Source organism: Allobosea spartocytisi, assembly GCF_014764685.1.
Classification (GTDB): Bacteria; Pseudomonadota; Alphaproteobacteria; order Rhizobiales; family Beijerinckiaceae; genus Allobosea; species Allobosea spartocytisi.
Genome location: NZ_JACXWY010000003.1, coordinates 414,572 through 438,572, shown reverse-complemented (window position 1 = coordinate 438,572; position 24,001 = coordinate 414,572). Strand labels below are relative to the sequence as shown.

The following is a 24,001-nucleotide window of genomic DNA, read 5'->3' as shown; positions in this document are numbered from 1 at the left end:
GGCCCTGATGCGCATCCTCGCGATCGACACGGCGCTCGGCGCCTGCTCGGCTTGCGTGCTCGACGCCGGTGAGGCGCAGCCGCTGGCCAGCGAGCAGCTCGCCATGGATCGTGGCCATGCCGAGGCGCTGATGCCGCTGGTCGAGCGGGTGATGAACGCGGTGGAGGGGGGCTTCTCCTCGCTCGACCGTGTCGCCGTCACCGTTGGCCCCGGCAGCTATACCGGCCTGCGGGTCGGCGTCAGCGCCGCGCGTGCCATCGCCTTCGCGGCCGGCATCCCGTCAGTGGGCGTCACCACCGTCGCGGCCTGCGCGGCGCCATTGATCGGCCGCGAGCCCGGCCGCGTCATCGCCGCCGCGCTCGATGCCAGGCACGGGCAGGTCTGGTTTCAGGCGCTGAGCGCGGAAGGCAAGCCGCTGGTCTCGCTGCGGCAGGTCAGCTATCGCGATGCGGCGCGCGCCATCGGCGCCGGCCCGGTCAGCCTGGTCGGTTCCTCGGCGCTGGCGGTGGCGAACGAGGCCTGGGCGATCGGCCTCGACGCCGTCGTGGTCGACAGCGCCAGGGCGCCCGATATCGCCTGGGTGGCGCGGCTCGGCCTGATCGCCGATCCCGAGACGGCTCCGCCGCGCCCGCTCTATCTTAAGGCGCCGGAAACGACCCCGCAGGACAAGGCGCGGCTGCCGCGCCGGTGAGGCCATTCGCCAGATCGGGGTTGACCTTGGGGCAGGCTGTGCGAACAAGCGGCATGGATTGGTTGCGCAGGCTCCTTCATCCCGGTTCGGCTCCCGCGCGGACGGGGCGCCTCGATGTCGCCCATGCGCGGCAGGTCGCGTCGCTGCATCATCTGGGCGGCTTCGCCCGCGGCTGGGAGCCTTCCGAATGCGCCGCGCTGATTGCCGATTCGGGTGTCGTGGCCGATGGCGTCTTCAGCGGCGGCGGCCATAGCCCGGATGGTTTCGTGATGTCGCGCAAGGCGGCGGACGAGGCCGAGATCCTCAGCATCGTCGTTTCTCCGGCACGGCGACGGGACGGGCTCGGCCGCACCCTGCTCGCCGTCCATCTCGCCCATCTGGCGAGCGAGGGCATCACGCAGGTTTTCCTCGAGGTCGAGGAGGGCAACGAGCCGGCGGAGCGGCTCTATCGCCATTTCGGCTTCCGCGAGGTCGGCCGCCGCAAGGGCTACTACCCCAAGCCCGACGGCTCGCGCGCCACCGCGATCGCGATGCGGCTCGATCTCGCGTGACATCCGCCCGCAATCGGGCGATGAGGAGCCCTTGCATCCCATCAGGACCGACCCGACGCCGATGACCGGAACCGCTCGCGCATGAACGGACTATCCGCAGGCGCCCTGCTTCGCCTTGCGCTGCTCGGGCTCGGCACGCTCGCCTTGGTGCCATTGCAGCTCGTGGTCCTCCGCGCATGGCCGGCGCAGGCTGGCGTCCTGCCGCTGCGCTTCCATCGGCTCGTCTGCTTCTGCCTCGGCGTGCGCCGCCGGGTCAGGGGCACGCCGCCATCGCCCGGAGCGGGCGCGCTGATCGTCGCCAACCATGTTTCCTGGCTCGATATCTGCGTGCTCGGGGCCGAGCAGAAGCTCGCCTTCGTCGCCAAGAGCGAGGTCGCGAGCTGGCCCGTCATCGGCTTCCTGGCGAAGCTCCAGCATACGGTCTTCATCGACCGCCAGCGCCGCAGCGCCACGGCCGGCGTCGCCGCGGCGATGGGCGCGCGCATCGCGGCGGGGGAGGACATCGTCCTCTTCGCCGAGGGCACGACCGGGGATGGAACACGCATCCTGCCCTTCCGCTCCTCGCTGCTCGGCGCCGCCCATCAGGCGATGGGTGACACGGAAAGCGACGTGACGGTCTATCCGCTGGCCGTCACCTATACCGGCTGGCAGGGCCTGCCCGGCGGGCGCATCGAGCGCGGCGCGCTCGCCTGGTATGGCGATACCGAGCTCGTGCCGCATCTCAGGCATGTGCTCGCCTGCGGAAAGGTCGATGTTGAACTGGTCTGGGGCGCGCCGATCGTGATGGGCCGGGCGACCTCGCGCAAGGAGGCGACGCGGCTGGCGGAGGCGACGGTGCGCGCCGCCCGCCGCGAAGCCGTGACCGGCCGTCCCGCCGGGTAAGGAAGCGCTGGCCCGCTGCTTGCTTTCCGTCCGTTGCGGCATGGCGGTGATTTTCAAGCCGCGCGAACCGGAGTAAGGAGACGGTTTGGAGATCCCGACCGCGACGATGAAGAAAGTCCACATCAAGTCCTTCGGCTGCCAGATGAACGTCTATGACGGGCAGCGCATGGCCGATATCCTGGGCGAGCAGGGCTATGAGGAGACGGCGACGCCGGAAGGCGCGGATCTGATCCTGCTCAACACCTGCCATATCCGCGACCGTGCCGTGCAGAAGGTCTATACCGAGCTCGGCAAGCTGCGCGATATCAAGACTGCCCAGAAGGCAGAGGGCCAGGAGACGAAGATCGTCGTCGCCGGCTGCGTCGCCCAGGCCGAGGGCGGCGAGATCCAGCGCCGCCAGCCGGCGGTCGACCTCGTCGTCGGCCCGCAGGCCTATCACCGCCTGCCCGAGCTTCTGGCCGAGGCGGCGGGCAAGCGCGTCGTCGATACCGATCTCCCCATCGAGGACAAGTTCGGCTTCCTGCCGGCGCCCAAGCCTCAGGTCATTCGCGCGCGCGGAGTGTCCGCTTTCGTCACGGTGCAGGAAGGCTGCGACAAGTTCTGCGCTTTCTGCGTCGTGCCCTATACGCGCGGCGCCGAGTTCTCGCGGCCGGTGGCACAGGTGGTGGCAGAGGTCGAGCGGCTGGCGGAAGCCGGCGTGCGCGACGTCACTTTGATCGGCCAGAACGTCAACGCCTATCACGGCGAAGGCCCGGACGGCGCCGTCTGGGGCCTCGCGCGATTGATGCATCGCGTCGCCGAGGTGCCGGGCATCGCCCGCATCCGCTATACCACCAGCCACCCCCGGGACATGGACGACGATCTCATCGCCGCCCATCGCGACCTGCCCCAGGTGATGCCTTTCCTGCACCTGCCGGTGCAGGCGGGCTCGGACCGCATCCTCGCGGCGATGAACCGCAAGCACACCGGCGACGAGTATCGCCGCCTGATCGAGCGCATCCGCACGGCACGCCCGGACATCGCGCTCTCCTCCGACTTCATCGTCGGCTTTCCCGGTGAGACCGATGCCGATTTCGAGGACACGATCCGCCTCGTCGACGAGATCGGCTTCGCCTCGAGCTATTCCTTCAAATATTCGTCGCGCCCCGGCACGCCTGCCGCCGATCTCGACGGGCAGATTCCGCGCGCCGTCATGGACGAGCGGCTCTATCGATTGCAGGAACGCATCGAGCATCATCGCCAGGCCTTCAACGCCGCGATGGTCGGACGGGCTGTGGATGTGTTGCTGGAACGCGCCGGGCGCCACCCGGGACAGCTTGCCGGCAAGTCGCCCTATCTGCAGGCTGTGCAGATCGACAGCGAGACGAATCAGATCGGGGATATCGTGCGGGTGGTGATCGAGCGCACCAGCACCAATTCGCTCTTCGGCCACAAATTTGAGGCCGGGGCAGGTTCGCGAAAGGAAATGGCCGCTTGAGCGCGCGCCCTCTCGCCCCCATCTGCGGGTTGAGCACACCCTGTCATCAGGCTGAAATTGTTGCGTTCGGATATGCTGTGAGACGACCGGGCCGGTCGTTCCTGTCCGGCCGGAATAACCGTCAGGGAGATGACGCATTTGGCACAGGCTGATTCGATGACGCCGAAACCCGACCGGACCCCGCGGCGCGAGATCGCGCCGGCGCGCGGGGAGAGCCTCGCCCGCGAGGGCCTGCCGGCGACCGAGGTGACGTTGAGTTTCGAAGACAATCGCCTCGCCAGCCTGGTCTTCGGCCAGTACGACCAGAACCTCGCTCATCTCGAGCGGCGGCTCGGCGTCGTCGTCAATCCCAATGGCAACCATGTCACGGCGAAGGGACCGCGTGAGACGGCCGAGCAGGCTGTCCGCGTGCTGAAGACGCTCTATGCCCGCGCCAAGGCCGGCGCGGCGGTGACGCTCGGCGATGTCGACGGTGCGATCGAGGAGAGCAACGTCCAGCGCTCGCTCTTCCCGACGGCGGACACCGGCAAGGCCTCCTTCGACGCGATCGTTACCAGGAAGCGGGGCCCTGTAAGAGCCCGCAACGCGGCGCAGGACGCCTATCTGCGCCAGCTCAAGCGCCATGAGCTCGTTCTCGCCGAAGGTCCGGCCGGCACCGGCAAGACTTGGCTCGCGGTCGGGCATGCCGTCTCGCTGATCGAGCAGGGCGTGGTCGAGCGGATGATCCTGTCGCGCCCGGCCGTCGAGGCGGGCGAGCGCCTCGGCTTCCTGCCCGGCGACATGCGCGAGAAGGTCGATCCCTATCTGCGGCCGATCTACGACGCGCTCAACGACTTCATGGAGGCGCGCCATGTCGAGCGCGGCCTGCAGACCGGCATGATCGAGATCGCGCCGCTCGCCTTCATGCGCGGCCGGACCCTGACCAACGCCGTCGTGCTGCTCGACGAGGCGCAGAACGCCACCTCGATGCAGATGAAGATGTTCCTCACCCGCCTGGGCGAGGGCTCGCGCATGATCATCACCGGCGATCCCTCGCAGATCGATTTGCCGCCCGGCCAACGCTCCGGCCTCGTCGAGGCGGCGAAGCTGCTCAAGGACGTCGAGGGCATCGGCTATGCCCGCTTCGAGGAGGGCGATGTCGTCCGCCACGATCTGGTGCGCCGCATCGTGATGGCCTATGAGGCGTCGGCGAGGCGCGAACGCGAGGAGCGCGAGGAGGCGATGCGCAATTCCGCAGCGGCTCCCGAGGCGCATCGCGAGGGCGACAGTGAGGGATTGAAGCGGATGTTGGCGCGGGAGCGGCCGCGATGAAGGATCGACCTCGCGCGCGGCGTTCGGCGCCGCCCGCGGAGAGCCTTCCGGCTCTGGTTCTCGATATCCGTGCCGAGTCGCGCCGCTGGCGTGAGCTGGGCAATCTCGCAGCCTTGCGCGCCATCGCCGGTGAGGCGCTTCGTGCGGGGCTGGCCGTTGCGCCGCGCCGGCCCGTGGACGGTGCCGAGCTCAGCCTGCTCCTGACCGATGACCGGCGCATCCGCCTCGTCAACCGCGACTGGCGCGGCTTTGACAAGGCGACCAACGTGCTCTCCTTCCCGGCCGCGCCGCCGGAGCGCATCGCGACCAGCCCGCTGCTCGGCGACATCGTCGTCGCCTACGAGACCGTGGCGCGCGAGGCCGAAGCCGAGGGCAAGAGCTTTCCCGACCATTTCCGCCATCTCGTCATCCACGGGCTGCTGCACCTGCTCGGCGAGGATCACGAGACCGAGGCCGAGGCGCGCCGCATGGAAGCGCTCGAGGTCGAGGCGCTCGCGCGTCTCGGCATTGCCGACCCTTACGCCGATGCCGAGCTCGTGACCGAGCCGGCCCCGTCTTTCTCAGAACATTCACGGCCATGAGCGACGACAGTCGACAATCCCAGAACGAAACCGCCGGCCGGGGCCTCGGCCACTGGCTCGGCCAGTTCCTCGACCGGCTCGGTCTACGCGGCGGCGGCACGGCGCGGGAGGAGATCGTCGAGGCGCTGGCTGAGGCGAATGGCGAATTGGCCGACCTCTCGGCGCAGGAGCGCGCCATGCTCACCAATGTGCTGGGCCTGCGCGAGCGCCGCGTCAGCGATGTCATGATACCCCGGGCCGACATCGTCGCGGTGCCGGCGGATGTCACGCTCGACCAGCTCCTCGCCCATTTCCGCACGGCCGGCCATTCGCGCCTGCCGGTCTTCGACGATTCGCTCGATGATCCCCGCGGCATGGTCCATATCCGCGATTTCCTCGAATACATCGCCGAGAAGGCCCATCCCGCGGGCATGGCCGGCAGCGATACCGAGGAGGCGCAGACGGCTCCGCATGATCTGGCGGCGGTCGATCTGTCCACCCCGCTCGCGGCGACGAAGCTGCTGCGCCCCGTCCTCTACGTTCCGCCGTCGATGCCGGCGGTGGACCTGCTCGTCCGCATGCAGGCGACCCGCACCCATATCGCCCTCGTGATCGACGAATATGGCGGCACGGACGGGCTCGTCTCGATCGAGGACCTGATCGAGATCGTCGTCGGCGATATCGAGGACGAGCACGACATGGAGGAGGCGCCGATCACGCCGGCCGGCGACGACTGCTTCACGGCCGATGCACGCGCCACCCTCGACGAACTCAAGCAGGCGACCGGGGTCGATCTCTCCGGCAACGAGGTCGCCGACGACATCGACACGCTGGGCGGGCTGATCGTCACGCTCGCCGGCCGCGTTCCGGCGCAGGGCGAGATCGTCGACGGACCCGAGGGCCTGTCCTTCGAGGTCCTCGATTCCGATCAGCGCCGCGTGAAGCGCCTGACAATCCGTCGCCGCGACCGGACGGCGCCTGAAGAAGCGGCGATGGAGCCCGGCTGATGCCGATCACTGGGGTCGCGGAGGCCGTCATCCTGGCCTGGGGATGGCGCAGGCGGCTCATCGCCTTTGCCGCTGGCGCCAGCGGCGCGCTCGCCTTGCCGCCGCTGGATCTGTGGCCGCTCGTCGTCCTGCCGATGACCTTTGCCATCTGGCTGATGGACGGCGCGGTCGGGACGACGCGCTGGCAACGCTTCCGCTCCGCCTTCGTGGCCGGCTGGTGGTGGGGTTTCGGCTTCTTCGTCGCCGGGTTGTGGTGGCTCGGCGCCGCCTTTCTGGTCGAGGCCGACAAGTTTGCCTGGGCGATGCCGCTCGGCGTCGTCGCGCTGCCGGCTTTCCTCGCGGTATTTCCGGCTTTCGCCTTCGGCGCGGCGCGGCTGTTCTGGCCGAAGGGCGCGGGCCGCATCCTTGTCCTCGCCGCGATGCTGGGGATCAGCGAGTGGCTGCGCGGCCATGTGCTGACCGGTTTCCCCTGGAACGTCTACGGCATGATGCTGGCCGGCGAGATTCATCTCGCGCAGGTCGCTTCGCTCTTCGGGCTCTATGGGCTCACGCTCTTCGCCGTGGCAATCGGCGCGGCACCCGCGACGCTGGGCACCGCGGCGGGCCCGTCCGGGCGCTGGGCGCCGTCGCTATTGGCGTTGGCCGCTCTCGCGGCCTTCTTCGCCTATGGCGTCTGGCGCGTGCCGTCCGGCCCCTCGCCGCTGGTCGCCGGCGTCAAATTGCGGCTGATGCAGCCGAACCTCCCGCAGGACGCCAAGTTCAACGGCAATAACGGCGCGGCGATCCTCGACCACTATCTCGAGCTCAGCGACCGGGCGACGAGTCCGCAGACGCCGGGCCTCCAGAACGTCACCCATGTGATCTGGCCCGAATCCGCCTTCCCCTTCCTGCTCGGGCGCACCCCGCAAGCGCTCGCGCGCATCGCGGCCGCCCTGCCGCCGGACGTGACGCTGATCACCGGCGCCGCAAGGGCCGGCGAGATTCTGCCGGGCGAGGGCCGGCCGCCGATCTACAACTCCATTCAGGTCGTGAACGACGAGGGCGCCATCGTCGCGAGCTACGACAAGGTCCATCTCGTGCCCTTCGGCGAATATCTGCCGCCGATCCTCGGCACGCTGATCCGCGCCGTCGGCCTGTCGCAGTTCGTCTCGGTTCCCGGAGGATTTTCGGCGGGAAGCACGCATTTGCCTCTGGCGATCAAGGGGCTGCCGACCGCGGCGCCATTGATCTGCTACGAGGCCGTCTTTCCCGGCGCGGTTGTGCCGCGGGGGCCGCGCCCGGCCTTTTTCCTGAACCTCACCAATGATGGCTGGTTCGGCCAGACCAGCGGTCCCTATCAGCACTTCGCCCAGGCGCGGCTGCGCAGCATCGAGGAAGGCCTGCCGCTCGTCCGCGTCGCCAACACCGGCATTTCCGGGGTCGTCGACGCCTATGGCCGCGTCGTCGCCAGCCTGCCGCTCGGCAGCGAAGGCGTTCTGGATGCTGGCCTGCCGCGCTCAGGCGCCCCGCCATTCTATGCGCGATGGGGCGATCTGGTCTTCGCCGGACTCTTGGCCCTTTTCCTCGCTCTGGCCCGGATTTTGCGGGTCTGAGGGCCTAACATTAACTTTTTCGAGACCAGTGGACCGGATCGCTGGCTTGTAATACATCACGACCTCCGCGCCGACCAGGATTGCGGCTCCTGGCCAAGACAATGATGCTAGGACAGGTTGAATGATGATCAAGAAGGTACCCAATCCGATCGACCGCCATGTGGGCAGCCGAGTTCGGATGCGACGCATGCTTGCCGGGATCAGCCAGGAGAGGCTGGGCGAGGCCTTGGGGCTGACGTTCCAGCAGGTCCAGAAATACGAGAAGGGCTCGAATCGCATCAGCGCGAGCCGCCTGCAGCAGATCGCCAAGATGCTCGATGTGCCGGTAGCCTTCTTCTTCGACGGAGCGCCGAGCGGCGATATGCCGGCCGGCGGTTTTTCCGATTCCGCGGCGACGACCTATATTTCGGATTTCCTGTCGACCAGCGAAGGCGTGCAGCTCACCAAGGCCTTCACCCGCATCAAGAATAGTCGGGTCCGCCGCCGTGTCATCGATCTGGTCGAGGCCCTGGCCGAGGAAGACAGCGAAAAGGTCTAGTTTTCGCGTCGTTTTGTTCGACCTGTCGAACGATCTTCCCGATAAACGAATTATAGCGCTTGACGGCGAACGCGTCCGGCTGCATTGACGGGGCGTTTTCCATGCTGGCGTATGCCGCGCCAGGCGCTTTCATCGTGCCCAGATTCAAGGGAAGCCGCGACCGTGTCACGCCAGAATTACCTGTTCACCAGCGAATCGGTCTCGGAAGGCCACCCCGACAAGGTCTGCGACCGCATCTCGGACGAGATCGTCGATCTGTTCTTCAAGGAGGCGGTGAAGGCCGGCTATGAGCCGTCCAAGGTCCGCGTCGCGGCCGAGACGCTGGCGACGACGAACCGTGTCGTCATCGCCGGCGAGGTCCGCACCCATCTCGACGAGAAGCAGATCAAGTCGAAGGTGAAGTCGGCGGCCCGCAAGGCGATCCGCAACATCGGCTACGAGCAGGCCGGCTTCCACTGGAAGACCTGCAAGATCGACGTGCTGCTGCACCCGCAATCGGCCGACATCGCCCAGGGCGTGGACGAGTCCGGCAATAAGGATGTCGGCGCCGGCGACCAGGGCATCATGTTCGGCTATGCCAGCCGCGAGACGCCCGAACTGCTGCCCGCGCCGATCTACTACGCCCACAAGATCCTGGAGACGCTGACGCTCGCCCGCAAGAAGGGCGAGGGCGACGCCGCCAAGCTCGGCCCCGACGCCAAGAGCCAGGTCACCGTCAAGTACGAGAACGGCAAGCCGGTCGGCGTCACCCAGATCGTGCTCTCGACCCAGCATCTCGATGAAAGCCTGTCCTCAGCCGATGTCCGCAAGATCGTCGAGCCCTATATCCGTCAGGCGCTGCCGGATGGCTGGATCTCGAAGGACACGGTCTGGCACATCAACCCGACCGGCAAGTTCGTCATCGGCGGCCCGGACGGCGACGCCGGCCTGACCGGCCGCAAGATCATCGTCGACACCTATGGCGGCGCGGCTCCCCATGGCGGCGGCGCCTTCTCGGGCAAGGACCCGACCAAGGTCGACCGCTCGGCGGCCTATGCGGCGCGCTATCTCGCCAAGAACGTCGTCGCGGCCAAGCTGGCCGACCGCGCCACGATCCAGCTCTCCTACGCCATCGGCGTCGCCAAGCCGCTGTCGATCTATGTCGACCTGCACGGCACCGGCAAGGTCGACGAAGCCAAGCTCGAGGACGTGCTCGGCAAGCTGGTCGACCTGTCGCCGAACGGCATCCGCAACCATCTCGGCCTCAACAAGCCAATCTATGCCAAGACCTCGGCCTATGGCCATTTCGGCCGCAAGGCCGGCCGCGACGGCAGCTTCTCCTGGGAGAAGACCGATCTCGTCGACGCACTGAAGAAGGCCGTCGCCTGAGATTGACCCCCGGGTCAGGAATGGAAAGGCCGGGGTTCACCCGGCCTTTTTTCTTTGACTTGACGGATAAGGTCGCTGAAACACCCCCGTCATCCCGGGCCCGACCCGGGCTCCATCGTAAGGCTCCGCAGCTCTGTGATGGATTCCGGATCTCCGCTTCGCTGCGTCCGGAATGACGACTCCATCGGACAAAGCGATACGAAGACGATCATGACCTACGACTCCGATCATGACGAACGCGCCTTCTACGGCCGCCGCAAGGGCAAGGCCTTGCGCGACGGCCAGAGCTTGCTGATCGAAGAGACGTTGCCGCGTCTGCGCCTGCCGGAGGGTGAGATCGCCGACCTCAAGGCGCTGTTCCCGCAGCCCGTCGAGGCGGTGCGGCTCGAGATCGGCTTCGGCGGGGGCGAGCATCTGCTGATGCGGATGCGCGAGAGCCCGCAGATCGGCTTCATCGGCGTCGAGCCCTTCATCAACGGCATGGCCAAGTTCCTGGCGGTCGCCGAGCGCGAGGGCCTGACCAATATCCGCGTCTGGGACGACGATGCCGCGTTGCTGCTGCCGCGCTTCCCGGCCGGTAGCCTCGACGCCATAGACCTGCTCTATCCCGATCCCTGGCCGAAGCGCCGCCAGCGCAAGCGCCGCTTCGTCTCGGAGCACACGCTTGGCTTGTTCGCTCGCGCACTTAAGGCCGGCGGTCGTTTCCGCTTCGCCAGCGATATCGACGACTATGTCGGCTGGACGCTGACGCGCCTGCTCGCCTCGCCGGATTTCGACTGGACGGACGAGCGCGCCGAGGATTGGCGCCGGCCTTATCCCGGCTGGATCCGCACGCGCTACGAGGCGAAGGCGGTCAGGGAAGGCCGCGTTTCCAGCTATCTCACGGCCTTGCGTCGCGCATCCTGAGGAAGCCGAGCACGCGCTGGGCCGTGCTCTGGGCGAGGTTGCGGAAGCTGTCGCGGGCCCGCTCGATGGCGGCTTCCGACTTGCCGAGATCCTTGCGCAGCGAGATCAGCGCCGCCGTCGTCTCCCAGGACCAGCCGAGCCCACGTGCGACGAGCAGCACGGCCTCGCGGTCGGAGCCGAGGATGATCTGCTCGGCCGCCGGCAGACTGAGCTGCGCCAGGACGGCGAGCGCGCAGGTCGCATGCTCGGTCGCCCCGCTCTGGGCCAGGGCGCGCACCTTGGCCTCGTCGAGCTGGCCGGCCTCGTTCAGCTCCTTGATCTCCGTCAGGGCGGCGCTGATCGGGCCGAGCTCGCTAGGCATCTGACCGTCGGCGACGAGCGCTTCGGCGCCCCGCTCCACGGCGTCGTCGATCTCGTCGACCAGCGCCAGGGCGAGGCTCTCGTTGAGGCGCTTGCGGGCGGAGTTCTTGGCCGCCCGGATCAGTTGCTCGGACAATTCGGCGGGGATGTCGCGGCGCATGCCCAGCGTCGCCTGCAAGGCGTCGTCCTGCACCGCCCGCATCACCAGCACGCCCATGCCGTGCCGCGAGAAGCGCGCTGTCTGGTTGGAGGCGACGGCATGCGTTACCACGCGGCCGCCGCGCAGGATCAGGAAATCGGTGACGGGCTCGCCGAGATTGGGCCGTTCGGTGATGGCGAGCATATGGTCCCGGCCCTTCGCCGCCGAGATCGCGACCAGATCCTGGTCGCTGAGCCGCGGCGATTGAATGAGGACCGGGCGCGCGACGGCGATTTCGTCGAGGGCGAGCTGGTGGATGACGCCGTTCGGCGCGTTCGGGATCGATGCCAGCCGCTCCGCCAGCTCGATGCGGGCATGGAGCTCGATGACGCGCGACAACCGCCCGATCACCACGTCGAAGACGCCGACCTGCTCTTCGTCCATGTGGATGGCGGTGGCGAGGAACAGATCCGTCAACCGGGCGAGGATCTCGGCACGCTCGTGGCCGGAGCCACGCTGTATCGTCGATTCCAGGTCTCGCAGCATCGTGCCGACCGCACTCATCCCGTGTCCTCGCGCAGGGTTTCACCGTGAAGGTGACACGCAAGGATGACCAACGGGTTAGCGGGAAAGGGCAAATCTCGGCCCTTCTGGCGCGGCGGTGGCCACGCTTGCATCTTGCCGCAAGGCGGACTACATAGCGGCCAACAGCTCTGGTATCGGTTAACGCCGGTGATCAAGAGCGGGCCGGCCGGCCCGCTCTTTTTTATTGGCCGCGACCCGCCAGGCAGACGGGACGGCCCGGGGCATGAACGAACCGACAAGCGAACCGACAGCATCATCCGCTCAGGAGCCGCGCCTCGTCGTCGAGAGCGGCGTGGCGGCGCGCGTTGCCATGATCATCGAGCCGGCGATCGTCGATCTCGGTTACCGGCTGGTGCGTGTGCGCGTGACCGCGCAGAATGGCTGCACCGTCCAGATCATGGCCGAGCGGCCGGATGGCTCGATGACGGTCGAGGGCTGCGAGGAAATCAGCCAGGCCGTCTCGCCGGTGCTGGATGTCGACGATCCCATCCAGGCGGCGTATTATCTCGAGGTCTCCTCGCCGGGGATCGACCGCCCGCTGGTGCGCGCGAGCGATTTCGAGCGCTGGGCCGGGCACCTCGCCAAGATCGACACGAGCGAGTTGGTCGCCAACCGCAAGCGTTTCCGCGGCATCCTGCGCGGGGTTTCCGGCACGGATGCGCTGCTGGCCCGCGACGATGCCAGGAGTGACGAGGAGCGCGACGTCGCCATCCCGATGCGATTGATCGCGGATGCGCGCCTCGTGCTGACCGACGCTTTGGTCACCGAGTCGCTGCGTCGCGGCAAATCGGGCCTGCCGCCCGAGATGCCGGCACCCGACGAAGTCGCCGGCCCGAAGAAGGGCCATGGAAAATCGCTCGGCCCGCGTCCGGGCAAGAAGCGCGGACCGGCTCCGCACGAAACAGATACGGAAGAGGAGTGAGCGCCATGGTGGTCGCCGCCAACAGGCTCGAATGGCTGCAGATCGCGGATGCGGTCGCCCGCGAGAAATCGATCGACCGGCAGATCGTGCTCGACGCGATGGAGGACGCGATCGCCCGTGCGGCCCGCTCGCGCTACGGCGCCGAGACCGACGTCCATGCCGAGATCAACACCAAGACCGGCGAACTGCGCCTCGCCCGCCATCTCCAGGTCGTCGAGACCGTCGAGAACCCGGCGATCGAGATCACCGTCGACGAGGCCAAGCGCCACAACCCGGCCGCCCAGGTCGGCGACGTCATCGCCGATCCGCTGCCGCCCTTCGATTTCGGCCGCATCGCCGCCCAGTCGGCCAAGCAGGTCATCGTCCAGAAGGTCCGCGAGGCCGAGCGCGACCGCCAGTACGACGAGTACAAGGATCGCATCGGCGAGATCGTCAACGGCGCGGTCAAGCGCGTCGAATACGGCAACGTCTTCGTCGATCTCGGCCGCGGCGAGGCGATCATCCGCCGTGACGAGATGATCCCGCGCGAGACCTTCAAGGTCGGCGACCGTGCCCGCGCCTATGTCTACGACGTGCGCCGCGAGCCGCGTGGCCCGCAGATCTTCCTGTCGCGCACCCATCCGCAGTTCATGGCCAAGCTCTTCGGCCAGGAAGTGCCGGAGATCTATGACGGCATCGTCGAGGTCAAGGCCGTCGCCCGCGATCCGGGCTCGCGCGCCAAGATCGCCGTGATCAGCCGCGATTCCTCGATCGACCCGGTCGGCGCCTGCGTCGGTATGCGCGGCTCGCGCGTCCAGGCCGTCGTCGGCGAACTCCAGGGCGAGAAGATCGACATCATCCCGTGGTCGCCGGATGTCGCGACCTTCGTCGTCAACGCGCTGCAGCCGGCGGAAGTCGCCAAGGTCGTGCTCGACGAGGAAGCCGACAAGATCGAGGTGGTGGTGCCCGACGAGCAGCTCTCGCTCGCCATCGGCCGCCGCGGCCAGAACGTCCGCCTCGCCTCGCAGCTCACCGGCTGGGACATCGACATCCTCACTGAAGCCGAGGAGTCGGAGCGTCGCCAGAAGGAATTCGTGCAGCGCACCGAGATCTTCATGAACGCGCTGAACGTCGACGAGACGGTCGGCCAGCTCCTGGCGTCCGAAGGCTTCCGCAATGTCGAGGAGCTCGCCTATGTCGAGCTCTCCGAGCTCGCCTCGATCGAGGGCTTCGACGAGGACACCGCCTCCGAGATTCAGAACCGGGCCTTGGAGCACCTCGCCGCCGTCGAGGCTGAATTCGACGAGAAGCGCCGTGCGCTTGGCGTCGAGGACGCCTTGCGCGAGGTCGAGGGCATCACCACCTCCATGATGGTGGCGCTCGGCGAGAACGACGTGAAGACCGTCGAGGATCTCGCGGGCTGCGCCACGGACGATCTCACCGGCTGGACCGAGCGCAAGGACGGTGAATCGACCCGTCATGCCGGCTATCTCGACGGCTTCGATCTCTCCCGGCAGGATGCGGAGGCCATCATCATGGCCGCACGCGTTCATGCGGGTTGGGTCGAGGCTCCGGCGGAGGAGCCCGAGGCGGAAGCCGACGAGGCTGCCGAGGCCTGAGCGGAGCGCCCGCGATGAAGGCGGCGACGCTGAAGGAAGGATCGGAGCGCAGTTGCGTCCTCACCCGTGCGGTGAAGGCGCCCGACGATCTGATCCGCTTCGTCGCCGGCCCTGACGGGACGTTGGTGCCGGATTTGCGGCGCAAGCTGCCCGGGCGCGGTGTCTGGGCGAGCCTCAGTCGCAAGGCCGTGACCGAGGCGATCCGGCGCAAGGCGTTCGAGCGCTCGTTGAAGACGAAGGTCGCGGTTCCCGCAGACCTTCCGGAGATGATCGACGCGCTGATGCTGCGAGACGTGCAGCAGGCGTTGTCGATGGCGAACAAGGCGGGCCTCGTGGTCGCCGGCTTCGGCAAGGTCGAGGCGCTGATCGAAACCGGGCGCTGCCTCGCCGTCATCGCGGCGAGCGATGGCGCCGAGGATGGCAAGCGCAAGATCGGCCAGGCCATCCGGCGGGCCGAGGCGGCCCGCGAGAGCGAGGGCCTCAAGGTCCGCAGATTGCCCGTCGTCACGATTTTCGCGGCGGCGGATTTGGAATTGGCGTTGGGGCGGGCACATGTGATACATGCCGCGCTTGCTCCGGGTCCGGCGGCGGAGGGTGTCCTCTCCCGCTGGCGTCGGCTCGTCCGGTACCGGACGGACGATACCGCCGCATCCGACCAGAATGAACCCGAAGACACGACCGAACCGGCAGGACCGAACGCGGAATGACCGATAGCAAGACCCCGGGCGACAAGACTCTCAGCGTCAACCCGCCCAAGACCCTGTCGTTGAAGCGACCTGTCGAGCAGAGCACTGTTCGGCAGAGCTTCTCGCATGGGCGCACGAAGCAGGTGGTCGTGGAGGTCAAGCGCCGCGTCCCGGGGCACGAGGTCAAGGAGCCCGTCCCGCCGCGTCCGCCGCAGCCGGCGCCGGCCCAGTCCGCTCCGCGCCCCGCCCCTCAGGCGCCCGCGCCGCAGCGTCCGGCCGGCAGCATGCTGCTGCGCACCCTCTCCGACGAGGAGAAGGATGCCCGCCAGCGCGCTCTGGCCGAGGCCCGCAGCTCTGAAGCGGAAGCTCGTCGCGCCGCCGAAGAGGAAGCCCGCCAGCGCGCCCAGGCCGCCGAGCGCGAACGCCAGGAACGCGAGGCTGCCCAGGCCCGTCAGCGCCAGGAAGAGGAGCGCCGCCGTCACGAGGACGAGCAGAAGCGCCGCGCCGAGACCGTCGTGCGCCAGCGCGACGAGCAGGTCGCCCGCCCGGCTTCGCCGCCCCCCGCGCAGCAGCCGCGTGAGTCCGCCCCGTCGCCGGACCAGGCTCCGGCCCCCCAGCCGACCCAGTATTTTGGCCGCCCGGCCCCGTCCGGTCCGCGCGAGTTCACGCCGCGTCCGCCGATGCGCGACACCGGCGCGCGCCCGCCGCGGCTGGATTCGCGTCCGCCGCGTTCCGATGCGCCCCGTGCGCCGCGCATGGATGCTTCGGCTCCGGCCGAGCCCGCGGTCGCCCGCCCCGTGCGCCAGGCTCCCTCGGCCAACACCACGCGCAATCGTTCGGACGACGTCGACGTCAAGGCCGCGTTCCGCCGTCCCGGCCTGGGTGCCGGGCCTGGCCGCGGTCCCGCTCCGGCGGCGCCCAAGACGCCCAAGGTCAGCAATGAGCGGCCGCGCGGCCGCCTGACGCTGTCGACCGCGACCGGGAGCGAGGACGAGCGGACACGCTCGGTCGCCTCGTTCCGTCGCCGCGTGCAGCGCATGACCGGCCACCGCGCCTCCGACGCTCAGAAAGAGCGCGTGATGCGCGAGGTGATCATCCCCGAGACGATCACCATCCAGGAACTCGCGAACCGCATGACGGAACGCGGCGTCGACGTCATCCGCCTGCTGATGAAGCAGGGCGCGATGCACAAGATCACCGACGTGATCGACGCTGACACCGCTCAGCTCATCGCCGAGGAGATGGGCCACACGGTCAAGCGCGTCGCCGAATCCGACGTCGAGGAAGGCCTGTTCGATACGCCGGACACCGACGAGGCCCTGGAGGCCCGCCCGGCTGTCGTGACGATCATGGGCCATGTCGACCACGGCAAGACCTCGCTGCTCGACGCGATCCGCAAGACCAAGGTCGTCACCGGCGAGGCCGGCGGCATTACCCAGCATATCGGCGCCTATCAGGTGACGACGCCGCTGGGCAGCCAGGTCACCTTCATCGACACCCCCGGCCACGCCGCCTTCACGGCGATGCGCGCCCGCGGCGCCAAGGTGACGGATATCGTCGTGCTGGTCGTCGCGGCCGATGACGGCGTCATGCCGCAGACGGCCGAGGCCATCCATCACGCCAAGGCGGCCGGCGTGCCGCTGATCGTGGCGATCAACAAGGTCGACAAGGCCGACGCCAACCCCGATCGTGTCCGGGCCGAATTGCTGCAATACGAGATCCAGGTCGAGACGCTCGGCGGCGAGACGCTTGAGGTCGAGGTTTCCGCCAAGACCGGCCACAACCTCGACAAGCTGCTCGAGGCGATCGCGCTGCAGGCCGAGGTGCTCGATCTCAAGGCCAATCCCGACCGCGCTGCAGAAGGCACGGTCATCGAGGCCAAGCTCGACCGCGGCCGCGGCCCGGTCGCGACCGTCCTCGTTCAGCGCGGCACGCTGCGCACCGGCGACATCATCGTGGCGGGTGCCGAATGGGGCCGCGTTCGCGCCCTGATCGCCGACACCGGCGCGCAGGTGAAGGAGGCTCCGCCCTCCATGCCGGTCGAGGTGCTCGGCTTCAACGGCACGCCCGAGGCCGGCGACCGCGTCGCGGTGGTCGAGTCGGAAGCGCGTGCCCGCGAAGTCACCGAGTACCGCGAGCGTCAGCGCCGCGATCGTCTCGCCGCCCGTGGCGCCGCCTCCGGTGCCGGCCGTTCGCTCGCCGACATGATGCGCGATCTGAAGGAAGGCGCCGGCCGCAAGGAGTTCCCGCTCGTCGTCAAGGGCGACGTGCAGGGCTCGGTCGAGGCCATCGTCGGAGCGCTCGAGAAGGTCGGCAACGACGAGGTGCGGGCTCGCGTCCTGTCCTCGGGCGTCGGCGCCATCACCGAGTCGGACGTCACGCTCGCCCAGGCTTCGGGCGCGGTCGTGGTCGGCTTCAACGTCCGTGCGCATAAGGAAGCGCGCGAGGCGGCGGAGCGGGCCGGCGTCGAAATCCGCTACTACAACATCATCTATAATCTCATGGATGATGTGAAGGATGCGATGTCGGGCCTGCTGGCGCCGACCCTGCGCGAGACCATGCTCGGCAATGCGACGATCCTCGAGATCTTCAACGTCTCGAAGGTCGGCAAGATCGCCGGCTGCCGCGTCACCGACGGCACGATCGAGCGCGGCGCCAATGTCCGCCTGATCCGCGACAACGTCGTGGTCCACGAGGGCAAGCTCGCCCAGCTCAAGCGCTTCAAGGACGACGCCAAGGAAGTCGTGGCCGGCCAGGAATGCGGCATGTCCTTCGAGAACTACCAGGACATGCGCCCTGGCGACGTGATCGAGTGCTACCGCGTCGAGGAAATCAAGCGCACCCTCTGAGGCGGCGCTTCCTGAAACAGCGCGTCATGGCCGGGCTTGGTCCGGCCATCTCGTGACGAGAAGAGCGCGTCCAGCGCCTCATCTTTGAAGAGACGGTCGGGTGAGACCCGGCTGTGACGTTTGATCCGGTCCGATCCCGGAGAACGAGAACCATGGCCAAACCTGCAAAACCCTCCGGTCCGTCGCAGCGGCAACTGCGCGTCGGCGAACTTATTCGCCATGCGCTGGCTGAGATGCTCGCGCGTGGCGACATCCATGACGATGTACTGGCGAAACACGTCATCACCGTTCCCGAAGTCCGTCTCTCGCCGGATCTCAAGCTCGCCACGGCCTACATCATGCCGCTCGGCGGGCAGGACGTTAAGCCGGTGCTCAAGGCGCTCGAAGCCAATAAGCGCTATATGCGCGGCGAGATCGCCCATCGCGTGAACCTGAAATACGCGCCGGATATCCGCTTCCGCGCCGATGAGAGCTTCGCCGAGGCCGAGCGCATCGACGCGCTGCTCGATACCGAGCAGGTGCGCCGCGACACGCTGGTGGAGCGCCTGAAGATCGACCAGGACCACGAAGACCAAGCCCCCGAAAACGACCGCCGTGACGATGACCGCTGAGAACCCATCCGAGATCGCCCCGGGCCAGGACGCCGCCCCGGCACCGCGCCCGAAGAAGCGCGACGTCCATGGCTGGGTGGTGCTCGACAAGCCGGTCGGCATGACCTCGACCCATGCGGTCAGCGTCGTGAAGCGCGCCTTTTCGGCGAAGAAGGCCGGCCATGCCGGCACGCTCGATCCGCTCGCCTCGGGTCTGCTGCCGATCGCGCTGGGCGAGGCGACCAAGACGGTCCCCTTCGTGATGGATGGCCGCAAGGCCTATCAGTTCACCGTCGCCTGGGGCACGCAGACCAATACCGACGATACCGAGGGCAGCGTCATCGCCACCTCGGACAAGCGGCCGGACGAAGCCGCCATCGCGGCCCTGCTGCCGCGCTTCACCGGCACGATCATGCAGACGCCGCCGAAATTCTCGGCGATCAAGATCGCCGGCGAGCGCGCCTACGACCTCGCCCGCGATGGCGAGGATGTCGAGCTGCAGGCCCGCCCGGTCGAGATCGACGCACTCTCCATCGTCAGCCATGACGGCGCGACCACCACCTTCGAGGCCGAATGCGGCAAGGGCACCTATGTCCGCGCCATCGCTCGCGATCTCGGGCTCGCGCTGGGTTGCCTCGGCCATGTCGCGCATCTGCGCCGCACCCGCGTCGGCCCCTTCGCCGTGGCGGATGCAGCCGCTGTCGAGACCCTGCGCGAGAGCCCGGAGAGCGCAGCCGCGGCGCTGAAGCCGGTCAAGGCCGCGCTGACGCTCATTCCCGAGGTCGTGATCCATCGCGACGCCGCGACCCGCCTCAAGCGCGGCCAGAGCGCCCTGCTGCGTGGCGCCGGAGCGCCGATCGCGGCCGAGGCGGCCTATGCGACCTGCGCCGGCACGCTGATCGCGACCGGCTCGATCGACAACGGCGAGTTCGTCCCCCACCGCGTCTTCAATCTCTGAAGGCGGATGGGCGAAAGCCGCAGGAAGCAACGGTTCGGGGGCCTTGCCCAGGATGGCAGGCTCCTGTTCTGGCGCATCGGCTGCGTTTTCGGGGTCGTTGCCGTCATTCTCGCGACGGCCTGCTATTTCACCTACAGCCATAACCAGAAGCTGCTGGCGCGTGCCGAGCGCGCCTCAGGAACCGTAGTCGAACTCCGGCACGGCGGTGGGAACTCGACCTACCGCCCGGTCGTGAGCTTTCAGACGGCGCAGGGACAGGCCGTCACCTTCGTGACCTCATGGGGCACGAGCCCACCGGCCTATCGCAGGGGCGATCAGGTGATCGTGCTCTACGACGCAGCAACGCCGGACAAGGCCGAGATCGAGGGTTTTCTGTCCCTGTGGCTGGGAACCCTGATCCTTGCTGGCCTCGCCACGGTCTTCGGGTTGCTCTCGGCGACCCTGATGATCGTGGCCAAGCGCGGCTGACCGGCCTCAGGCCGCGCGCTTCAGCCCATCCCGCGCCCAGATCGCACCGAGCGCCGCCACCAGCGCATCGATATCGGCGTCGGAATGGAAGGGCGAGGGCGTGATCCTGAGCCGCTCCGTGCCGCGCGGCACGGTCGGATAGTTGATCGGCTGGACATAGATGTCGAAGCGCGCCAGCAATTCGTCGCTGATCGCCTTGCAGGCCTTCGCCTCGCCGACCATCACCGGGACGATATGGCTGGGGTTCTCCAGATGCGGGATGCCGGCTGCGTCGAGCTTGCGCCGCAGTGCCTGCACCCGGTCCTGCTGGCGCTCGCGCTCGGCCGGGCTCTCCTTGAGATGCGCGATCGCGGCGATCGCGCCGGCCGCCACCGCCGGCGGCAGCGAACTCGAGAAGATGAAGCCGGAGGCGAAGCTGCGGATGAAGTCGCACAGCGCCGCGGAGCCGGCGACATAGCCGCCGATCACGCCATAGGCTTTCGCCAGCGTGCCCTGGATCAGGGTGAGCCGGTCGGTCAGCCCCTCGCGCTCCGAGACGCCGCCGCCGCGCGGCCCGTAGAGCCCGACAGCATGGACCTCGTCGCAATAGGTCATGGCGCCGAACTCCTCGGCGATGTCGCAGAATTCCGCGATCGGCGCGATGTCGCCATCCATCGAATAGACCGACTCGAAGGCGATCAGCTTCGGCCTGCTCGGATCGAGCGCGGCGAGCTTGCGGCGCAGATCGGCCGGGTCGTTATGGGCGAAGATGTGCTTCTCGACGCGCGAATGCCGGATGCCCTCGATCATCGAGGCATGGTTCAGCGCGTCGGTCAGGACGATGCAGCCGGGGATGCGCGCGGCCAGCGTCGAGAGCGCGGCCCAGTTCGCCATGTAGCCGGAATTGAAGATCAGCGCCGCTTCCTTGCCGTGGAGATCGGCGAGCTCGCGCTCCAGCAGGACATGGTAGTGGTTGGTGCCGCCGATATTGCGCGTGCCGCCGGCGCCGGCGCCCGAGCCGTCGAGCGCCTGGTGCATCGCGGCGAGCACCTTCGGATGCTGGCCCATGCCGAGATAGTCGTTCGAGCACCAGACGGTGACGTCGCGCGGGCCGCTCTCGCCGTGATAGGTCGCGGTCGGAAAACGTCCGACCTGACGCTCCAGATCGGCGAAGACCCGGTAGCGGCCCTCGCGTCGCAGCCCGTCGAGCTCGCTGCGGAAGAAACTCTCGAAATCCATGGCCAGCCTCCTGCGGCGCGCCTCTCCTAGGCCTTTTGGGGGCGCGGCGGAATGGCGCGCGGTGTCGCGGCTGGAATCCTTCTATTTCGAACGTTCGGCCAGTTCCAGCAGCGTTTCGAGCAGGACCTTGATGGCGGTGCCGGCATCGGCCTCGGTCATGTTCTCGCGCGGCGAGTGGCTGATGCCCTTCTCATTGCGCACGAACAGCATGGCGACCGGAGCGATCGCCGCCATCGCCATCGCGTCATGTCCCGCGCCGGAGGGCAGTCGCCGGGCGGAGAGGTTGCTGCCGGCCCGCGCCATGCCGGCGGCGAAAGCGTCCTGCAGCTGCGGGTCCATCGGGACGGCCTCGGCTTTCGCATAGGGCACGATCTCCAGCCCGACGCCGCGCCGCGCCGCGATGGCGCCGAAGCGGTTGCGGATCGCCGCCTCCATCGCGGCCAGCGTCTCGTTCCGGGGCGCACGGTAGTCGATGGTGAATTCGGCGGCGCCGGGCACGACATTGGTCGCGCCGGGCTCGGGGCTGAGCACGCCGACCGTGCCGACGGCGAGCTCATGCGCCGCGGCGATCTCTTCCAGCGCCAGCGCCATCTCGGCGGCGGCGGTCAGCGCGTCCTTGCGCAGGGCCATCGGCACGGTGCCGGCATGCCCTGCCTCGCCGGTGACGCGCACGCGCGCCCGGCTCTGGGCGTTGATGGCGGTGACGATGCCGACGGGCTCGTTCTCGGCCTCCAGCACCGGCCCCTGCTCGATATGCACTTCGAGATAGGCCCGGATCGAGCCGGGCTTGCGGGTTAGCGAAGCGATGCCGGCCGGGTTGCCGCCGAAGGCGACGAGCGCGTCGGAGAGCCTTACGCCCTCGCTGTCGCGCGCCTCGAGCCAGGCCGGATCGTAATGGCCGGCCAGCGCCTCCGAGGTGGAGAGATGCGTCGGAAAGCGGACATTCTCCTCATCGCCGAAGGCGACGACCTCGATCGGGAAGGGCAGGCCGATCCCGGCATCGCGCAGCGCCTGCGCCGCGAGGATGCCGGCGACGACGCCGAGATTGCCGTCGAAGCGCCCGCCATCCTTCACCGTATCGATATGGGAGCCGATCAGCACGGCGGGCGCGCCCGGCACAGTGCCCTCGCGCCGGCCCTGCACCGAGCCGGCCGCGTCGATGAAGGCGGAAAGCCCCGCCACCTCCATCGCACCCTTGACCCATTCGGCCGCCTGCCTGTGCGCCGGCGAGAGATAGAGCCGCGTCAGCTTGCCCGGCTCGTCGGAGAAGCGGTTCAGGCCGGAAAGCGCGGCGAAGGCACGGGCGCCGAGGACGGCGGCGGAGGGAAGCGTCTGCGTCATGGGCGCCAGGTCATAAGTCCGTCGATCGTGAGCCCAGACCCTAGAGCAGGAGGCCGGGAAGCGGGAACCGCTTTTTGGCAAAGCTGCTTCTCCGATCCGGCGTCTCGGTGCTGGGCTGCGTCATCAAGCTGGGTCGTGCGGTCTTGAGACGAAAACTACGCCGTCATTCCGGGCTTGATGATGGATTCCGGATCGGCGCCGCTAACGCGGCTTGTCCGAAATGACGGCGTTTTTCGATGGGGAATCGTGAATCCTAATACGTCGCCCGTCCGCCGGAGAGGTCGAAGACGCCGGCCGTGGTGAAGCTGTTCTCGGCCGAGGCGAGGAAGGCGACCATGGAGGCGACCTCCTCCGGCAGCAGGAAGCGTCCGCGCGGAATCTTCGCGAGCATGTAGCCGATATGCTCGTCGCTCATCTGGTCGAAGATGCGGGTGCGCGCCGCCGCAGGCGTGATGCAGTTCACGGCGATGTCCTTGTCGGCGAGTTCCTTGCCGAGCGACTTGGTCAGCGCGATCACCGCCGCCTTCGATGCCGAATAGGCCGAGGCGTTGGGGTTGCCTTCCTTGCCTGCGATCGAAGCGACGAGGACGATGCGCCCGTAATTGCGCTTGATCATGCCCGGGATCACGGAACGGCAGCAATGCAGCGTGCCGTCGAGGTTGAGCCGCATCACCCGCGCCCAGTCCTCGAGCGGATAATCCCAGGTCTTGTGGTTCGGCCCGGCGATCCCGGCGCTGGTGACGAGGATGTCGACGCTGCCATGTCTGGCTTCGAGCGCATCGCTTGCGGCCTGGACGGCGTCGGCGTCGGTGACATCGACCGCGCTGCCCGTCGCGCCATGGCCGATTTCGGCAGCGGTCTTCGCGGCGAGGCCGCCATCGACATCCCAGATTGCCACAGTCGCACCGCTTGCCGCGAAGCGTTCGGCCACGGCGCGGCCGATCCCCTGCGCGCCTCCCGTCACGATGGCGACGCGCTTCCTTAAATCGATTTGGTTCATTCGCTCAGCCTCCCCGGATTCGTTGCCAGCCAGCCTAGCGAGCGAGGGAGCGGCGAGCCAGAGCCAAGCTGCAGGCTTGCAGCCGTCGCGTGGCCGCTATGCAATCTGTTAATCACTCACCTCGTTTTGCCGCAGTTGAAACCGCCCGTCCGACGTTCCGAAACGGTACGACAGGGGTCTGTTCGTCCCACCCTGCAACAGATGCGGCCGGCGCCGACGCAACGGAAGCGACGGTCTTGTAGGCTTTCGTTTCGGTTCGGAACAAGTCATTGGTTTTGCTGCGGGATCGCCGTTGGTTCTTTCTCCTGGATTGCGTGAAGGCGGCGTTCACCTTTCGCTTGACTTCGCCTTGACCTGAGTGCTGGTTCCGCCTTCACATCCCGTCATCATGAGCCTGCCTCAGT

22 protein-coding genes are annotated in these 24,001 nt (G+C 68.0%); 18 read left to right on the top strand and 4 right to left on the bottom strand.

Features of this window, described 5'->3' with window-relative positions:
- The first annotated feature begins 7 nt into the window (after window positions 1-7).
- From tsaB to trmB, 11 genes are all read left to right on the top strand, one after another.
- Window positions 8-691 carry a tRNA (adenosine(37)-N6)-threonylcarbamoyltransferase complex dimerization subunit type 1 TsaB gene (gene tsaB / locus IED13_RS07450; protein ID WP_038365095.1) on the top strand — a complete coding sequence of 228 codons (684 nt, stop codon included), beginning with the start codon at window positions 8-10 and terminating at the stop codon, window positions 689-691.
- A gap of 53 nt (window positions 692-744) precedes the next feature.
- The gene (locus IED13_RS07445) at window positions 745-1,242 is read left to right on the top strand and encodes a GNAT family N-acetyltransferase (RefSeq protein WP_038365093.1); all 498 of its coding nucleotides are present in this window, start codon (window positions 745-747) and stop codon (window positions 1,240-1,242) included.
- Window positions 1,243-1,323: 81 nt separating this feature from the next.
- Window positions 1,324-2,124, top strand: coding sequence for a lysophospholipid acyltransferase family protein (locus IED13_RS07440; protein ID WP_038365090.1), 801 nt, complete (start codon window positions 1,324-1,326; stop codon window positions 2,122-2,124).
- A 106-nt stretch (window positions 2,125-2,230) separates the two neighbouring features.
- Window positions 2,231-3,601, top strand: coding sequence for a tRNA (N6-isopentenyl adenosine(37)-C2)-methylthiotransferase MiaB (gene miaB / locus IED13_RS07435; RefSeq protein ID WP_191123801.1), 1,371 nt, complete (start codon window positions 2,231-2,233; stop codon window positions 3,599-3,601).
- A 156-nt stretch (window positions 3,602-3,757) separates the two neighbouring features.
- Window positions 3,758-4,912: a PhoH family protein gene (locus tag IED13_RS07430; RefSeq protein WP_081925517.1), complete on the top strand. Its 1,155-nt coding sequence runs from the start codon at window positions 3,758-3,760 to the stop codon at window positions 4,910-4,912.
- Window positions 4,909-5,493, top strand: coding sequence for an rRNA maturation RNase YbeY (gene ybeY, locus IED13_RS07425; protein WP_191123800.1), 585 nt, complete (start codon window positions 4,909-4,911; stop codon window positions 5,491-5,493). Before IED13_RS07430 ends, ybeY begins: the two co-directional genes overlap by 4 nt.
- Window positions 5,490-6,479: a hemolysin family protein gene (locus IED13_RS07420; protein ID WP_112765297.1), complete on the top strand. Its 990-nt coding sequence runs from the start codon at window positions 5,490-5,492 to the stop codon at window positions 6,477-6,479. The genes ybeY and IED13_RS07420 overlap by 4 nt, the downstream gene beginning before the upstream one ends.
- Complete coding sequence (gene lnt, locus IED13_RS07415; protein ID WP_191123799.1) at window positions 6,479-8,071, top strand: apolipoprotein N-acyltransferase; 1,593 nt, start codon at window positions 6,479-6,481, stop codon at window positions 8,069-8,071. The genes IED13_RS07420 and lnt overlap by 1 nt, the downstream gene beginning before the upstream one ends.
- A gap of 124 nt (window positions 8,072-8,195) precedes the next feature.
- Complete coding sequence (locus IED13_RS07410) at window positions 8,196-8,609, top strand: helix-turn-helix domain-containing protein (RefSeq protein ID WP_038365350.1); 414 nt, start codon at window positions 8,196-8,198, stop codon at window positions 8,607-8,609.
- 111 nt (window positions 8,610-8,720) lie between these two features.
- On the top strand, window positions 8,721-9,977 hold the full coding sequence (gene metK, locus IED13_RS07405) for a methionine adenosyltransferase (RefSeq protein ID WP_210323529.1): 1,257 nt from the start codon (window positions 8,721-8,723) through the stop codon (window positions 9,975-9,977).
- Window positions 9,978-10,187: 210 nt separating this feature from the next.
- Window positions 10,188-10,883 carry a tRNA (guanine(46)-N(7))-methyltransferase TrmB gene (gene trmB, locus IED13_RS07400; RefSeq protein ID WP_113252836.1) on the top strand — a complete coding sequence of 232 codons (696 nt, stop codon included), beginning with the start codon at window positions 10,188-10,190 and terminating at the stop codon, window positions 10,881-10,883.
- On the opposite strand, the gene IED13_RS07395 is transcribed toward trmB, so the two are convergent.
- Complete coding sequence (locus IED13_RS07395) at window positions 10,858-11,946, bottom strand: DUF2336 domain-containing protein (RefSeq protein WP_112762389.1); 1,089 nt, start codon at window positions 11,944-11,946, stop codon at window positions 10,858-10,860. The genes trmB and IED13_RS07395 overlap by 26 nt on opposite strands.
- A gap of 244 nt (window positions 11,947-12,190) precedes the next feature.
- Here IED13_RS07395 and rimP point away from each other — a divergent pair, with 244 nt between their 5' ends.
- The 7 genes from rimP (at window position 12,191) to IED13_RS07360 (ending at window position 20,038) form a co-directional block, all read left to right on the top strand.
- Complete coding sequence (gene rimP, locus IED13_RS07390; protein ID WP_051988256.1) at window positions 12,191-12,889, top strand: ribosome maturation factor RimP; 699 nt, start codon at window positions 12,191-12,193, stop codon at window positions 12,887-12,889.
- 5 nt (window positions 12,890-12,894) lie between these two features.
- Entirely contained in the window at window positions 12,895-14,487 is a 1,593-nt protein-coding gene (nusA, locus tag IED13_RS07385) for a transcription termination factor NusA (RefSeq protein WP_038365079.1), read from the top strand.
- A gap of 14 nt (window positions 14,488-14,501) precedes the next feature.
- Entirely contained in the window at window positions 14,502-15,194 is a 693-nt protein-coding gene (locus tag IED13_RS07380) for an RNA-binding protein (protein ID WP_112762391.1), read from the top strand.
- Entirely contained in the window at window positions 15,191-18,022 is a 2,832-nt protein-coding gene (gene infB / locus IED13_RS07375; protein ID WP_191123798.1) for a translation initiation factor IF-2, read from the top strand. The genes IED13_RS07380 and infB overlap by 4 nt, the downstream gene beginning before the upstream one ends.
- A 152-nt stretch (window positions 18,023-18,174) precedes the next feature.
- The gene (rbfA, locus tag IED13_RS07370; RefSeq protein WP_038365076.1) at window positions 18,175-18,633 is read left to right on the top strand and encodes a 30S ribosome-binding factor RbfA; all 459 of its coding nucleotides are present in this window, start codon (window positions 18,175-18,177) and stop codon (window positions 18,631-18,633) included.
- On the top strand, window positions 18,623-19,570 hold the full coding sequence (truB, locus tag IED13_RS07365) for a tRNA pseudouridine(55) synthase TruB (protein WP_112762392.1): 948 nt from the start codon (window positions 18,623-18,625) through the stop codon (window positions 19,568-19,570). Before rbfA ends, truB begins: the two co-directional genes overlap by 11 nt.
- Before the next feature lie 6 nt (window positions 19,571-19,576).
- Complete coding sequence (locus IED13_RS07360) at window positions 19,577-20,038, top strand: DUF3592 domain-containing protein (RefSeq protein WP_051988254.1); 462 nt, start codon at window positions 19,577-19,579, stop codon at window positions 20,036-20,038.
- A 6-nt stretch (window positions 20,039-20,044) separates the two neighbouring features.
- Here the strand turns inward: IED13_RS07360 and hemA are convergent, their stop codons facing one another.
- From hemA to IED13_RS07345, 3 genes are all read right to left on the bottom strand, one after another.
- Entirely contained in the window at window positions 20,045-21,256 is a 1,212-nt protein-coding gene (gene hemA / locus IED13_RS07355; protein ID WP_191123797.1) for a 5-aminolevulinate synthase, read from the bottom strand.
- Window positions 21,257-21,337: 81 nt separating this feature from the next.
- Window positions 21,338-22,597 (bottom strand): allantoate amidohydrolase, encoded by a 1,260-nt coding sequence (locus tag IED13_RS07350; RefSeq protein WP_191123796.1) that lies wholly within the window; start codon window positions 22,595-22,597, stop codon window positions 21,338-21,340.
- 253 nt (window positions 22,598-22,850) lie between these two features.
- Entirely contained in the window at window positions 22,851-23,597 is a 747-nt protein-coding gene (locus tag IED13_RS07345) for an SDR family NAD(P)-dependent oxidoreductase (RefSeq protein WP_038365070.1), read from the bottom strand.
- Between the last annotated feature and the right edge of the window lie 404 nt (window positions 23,598-24,001).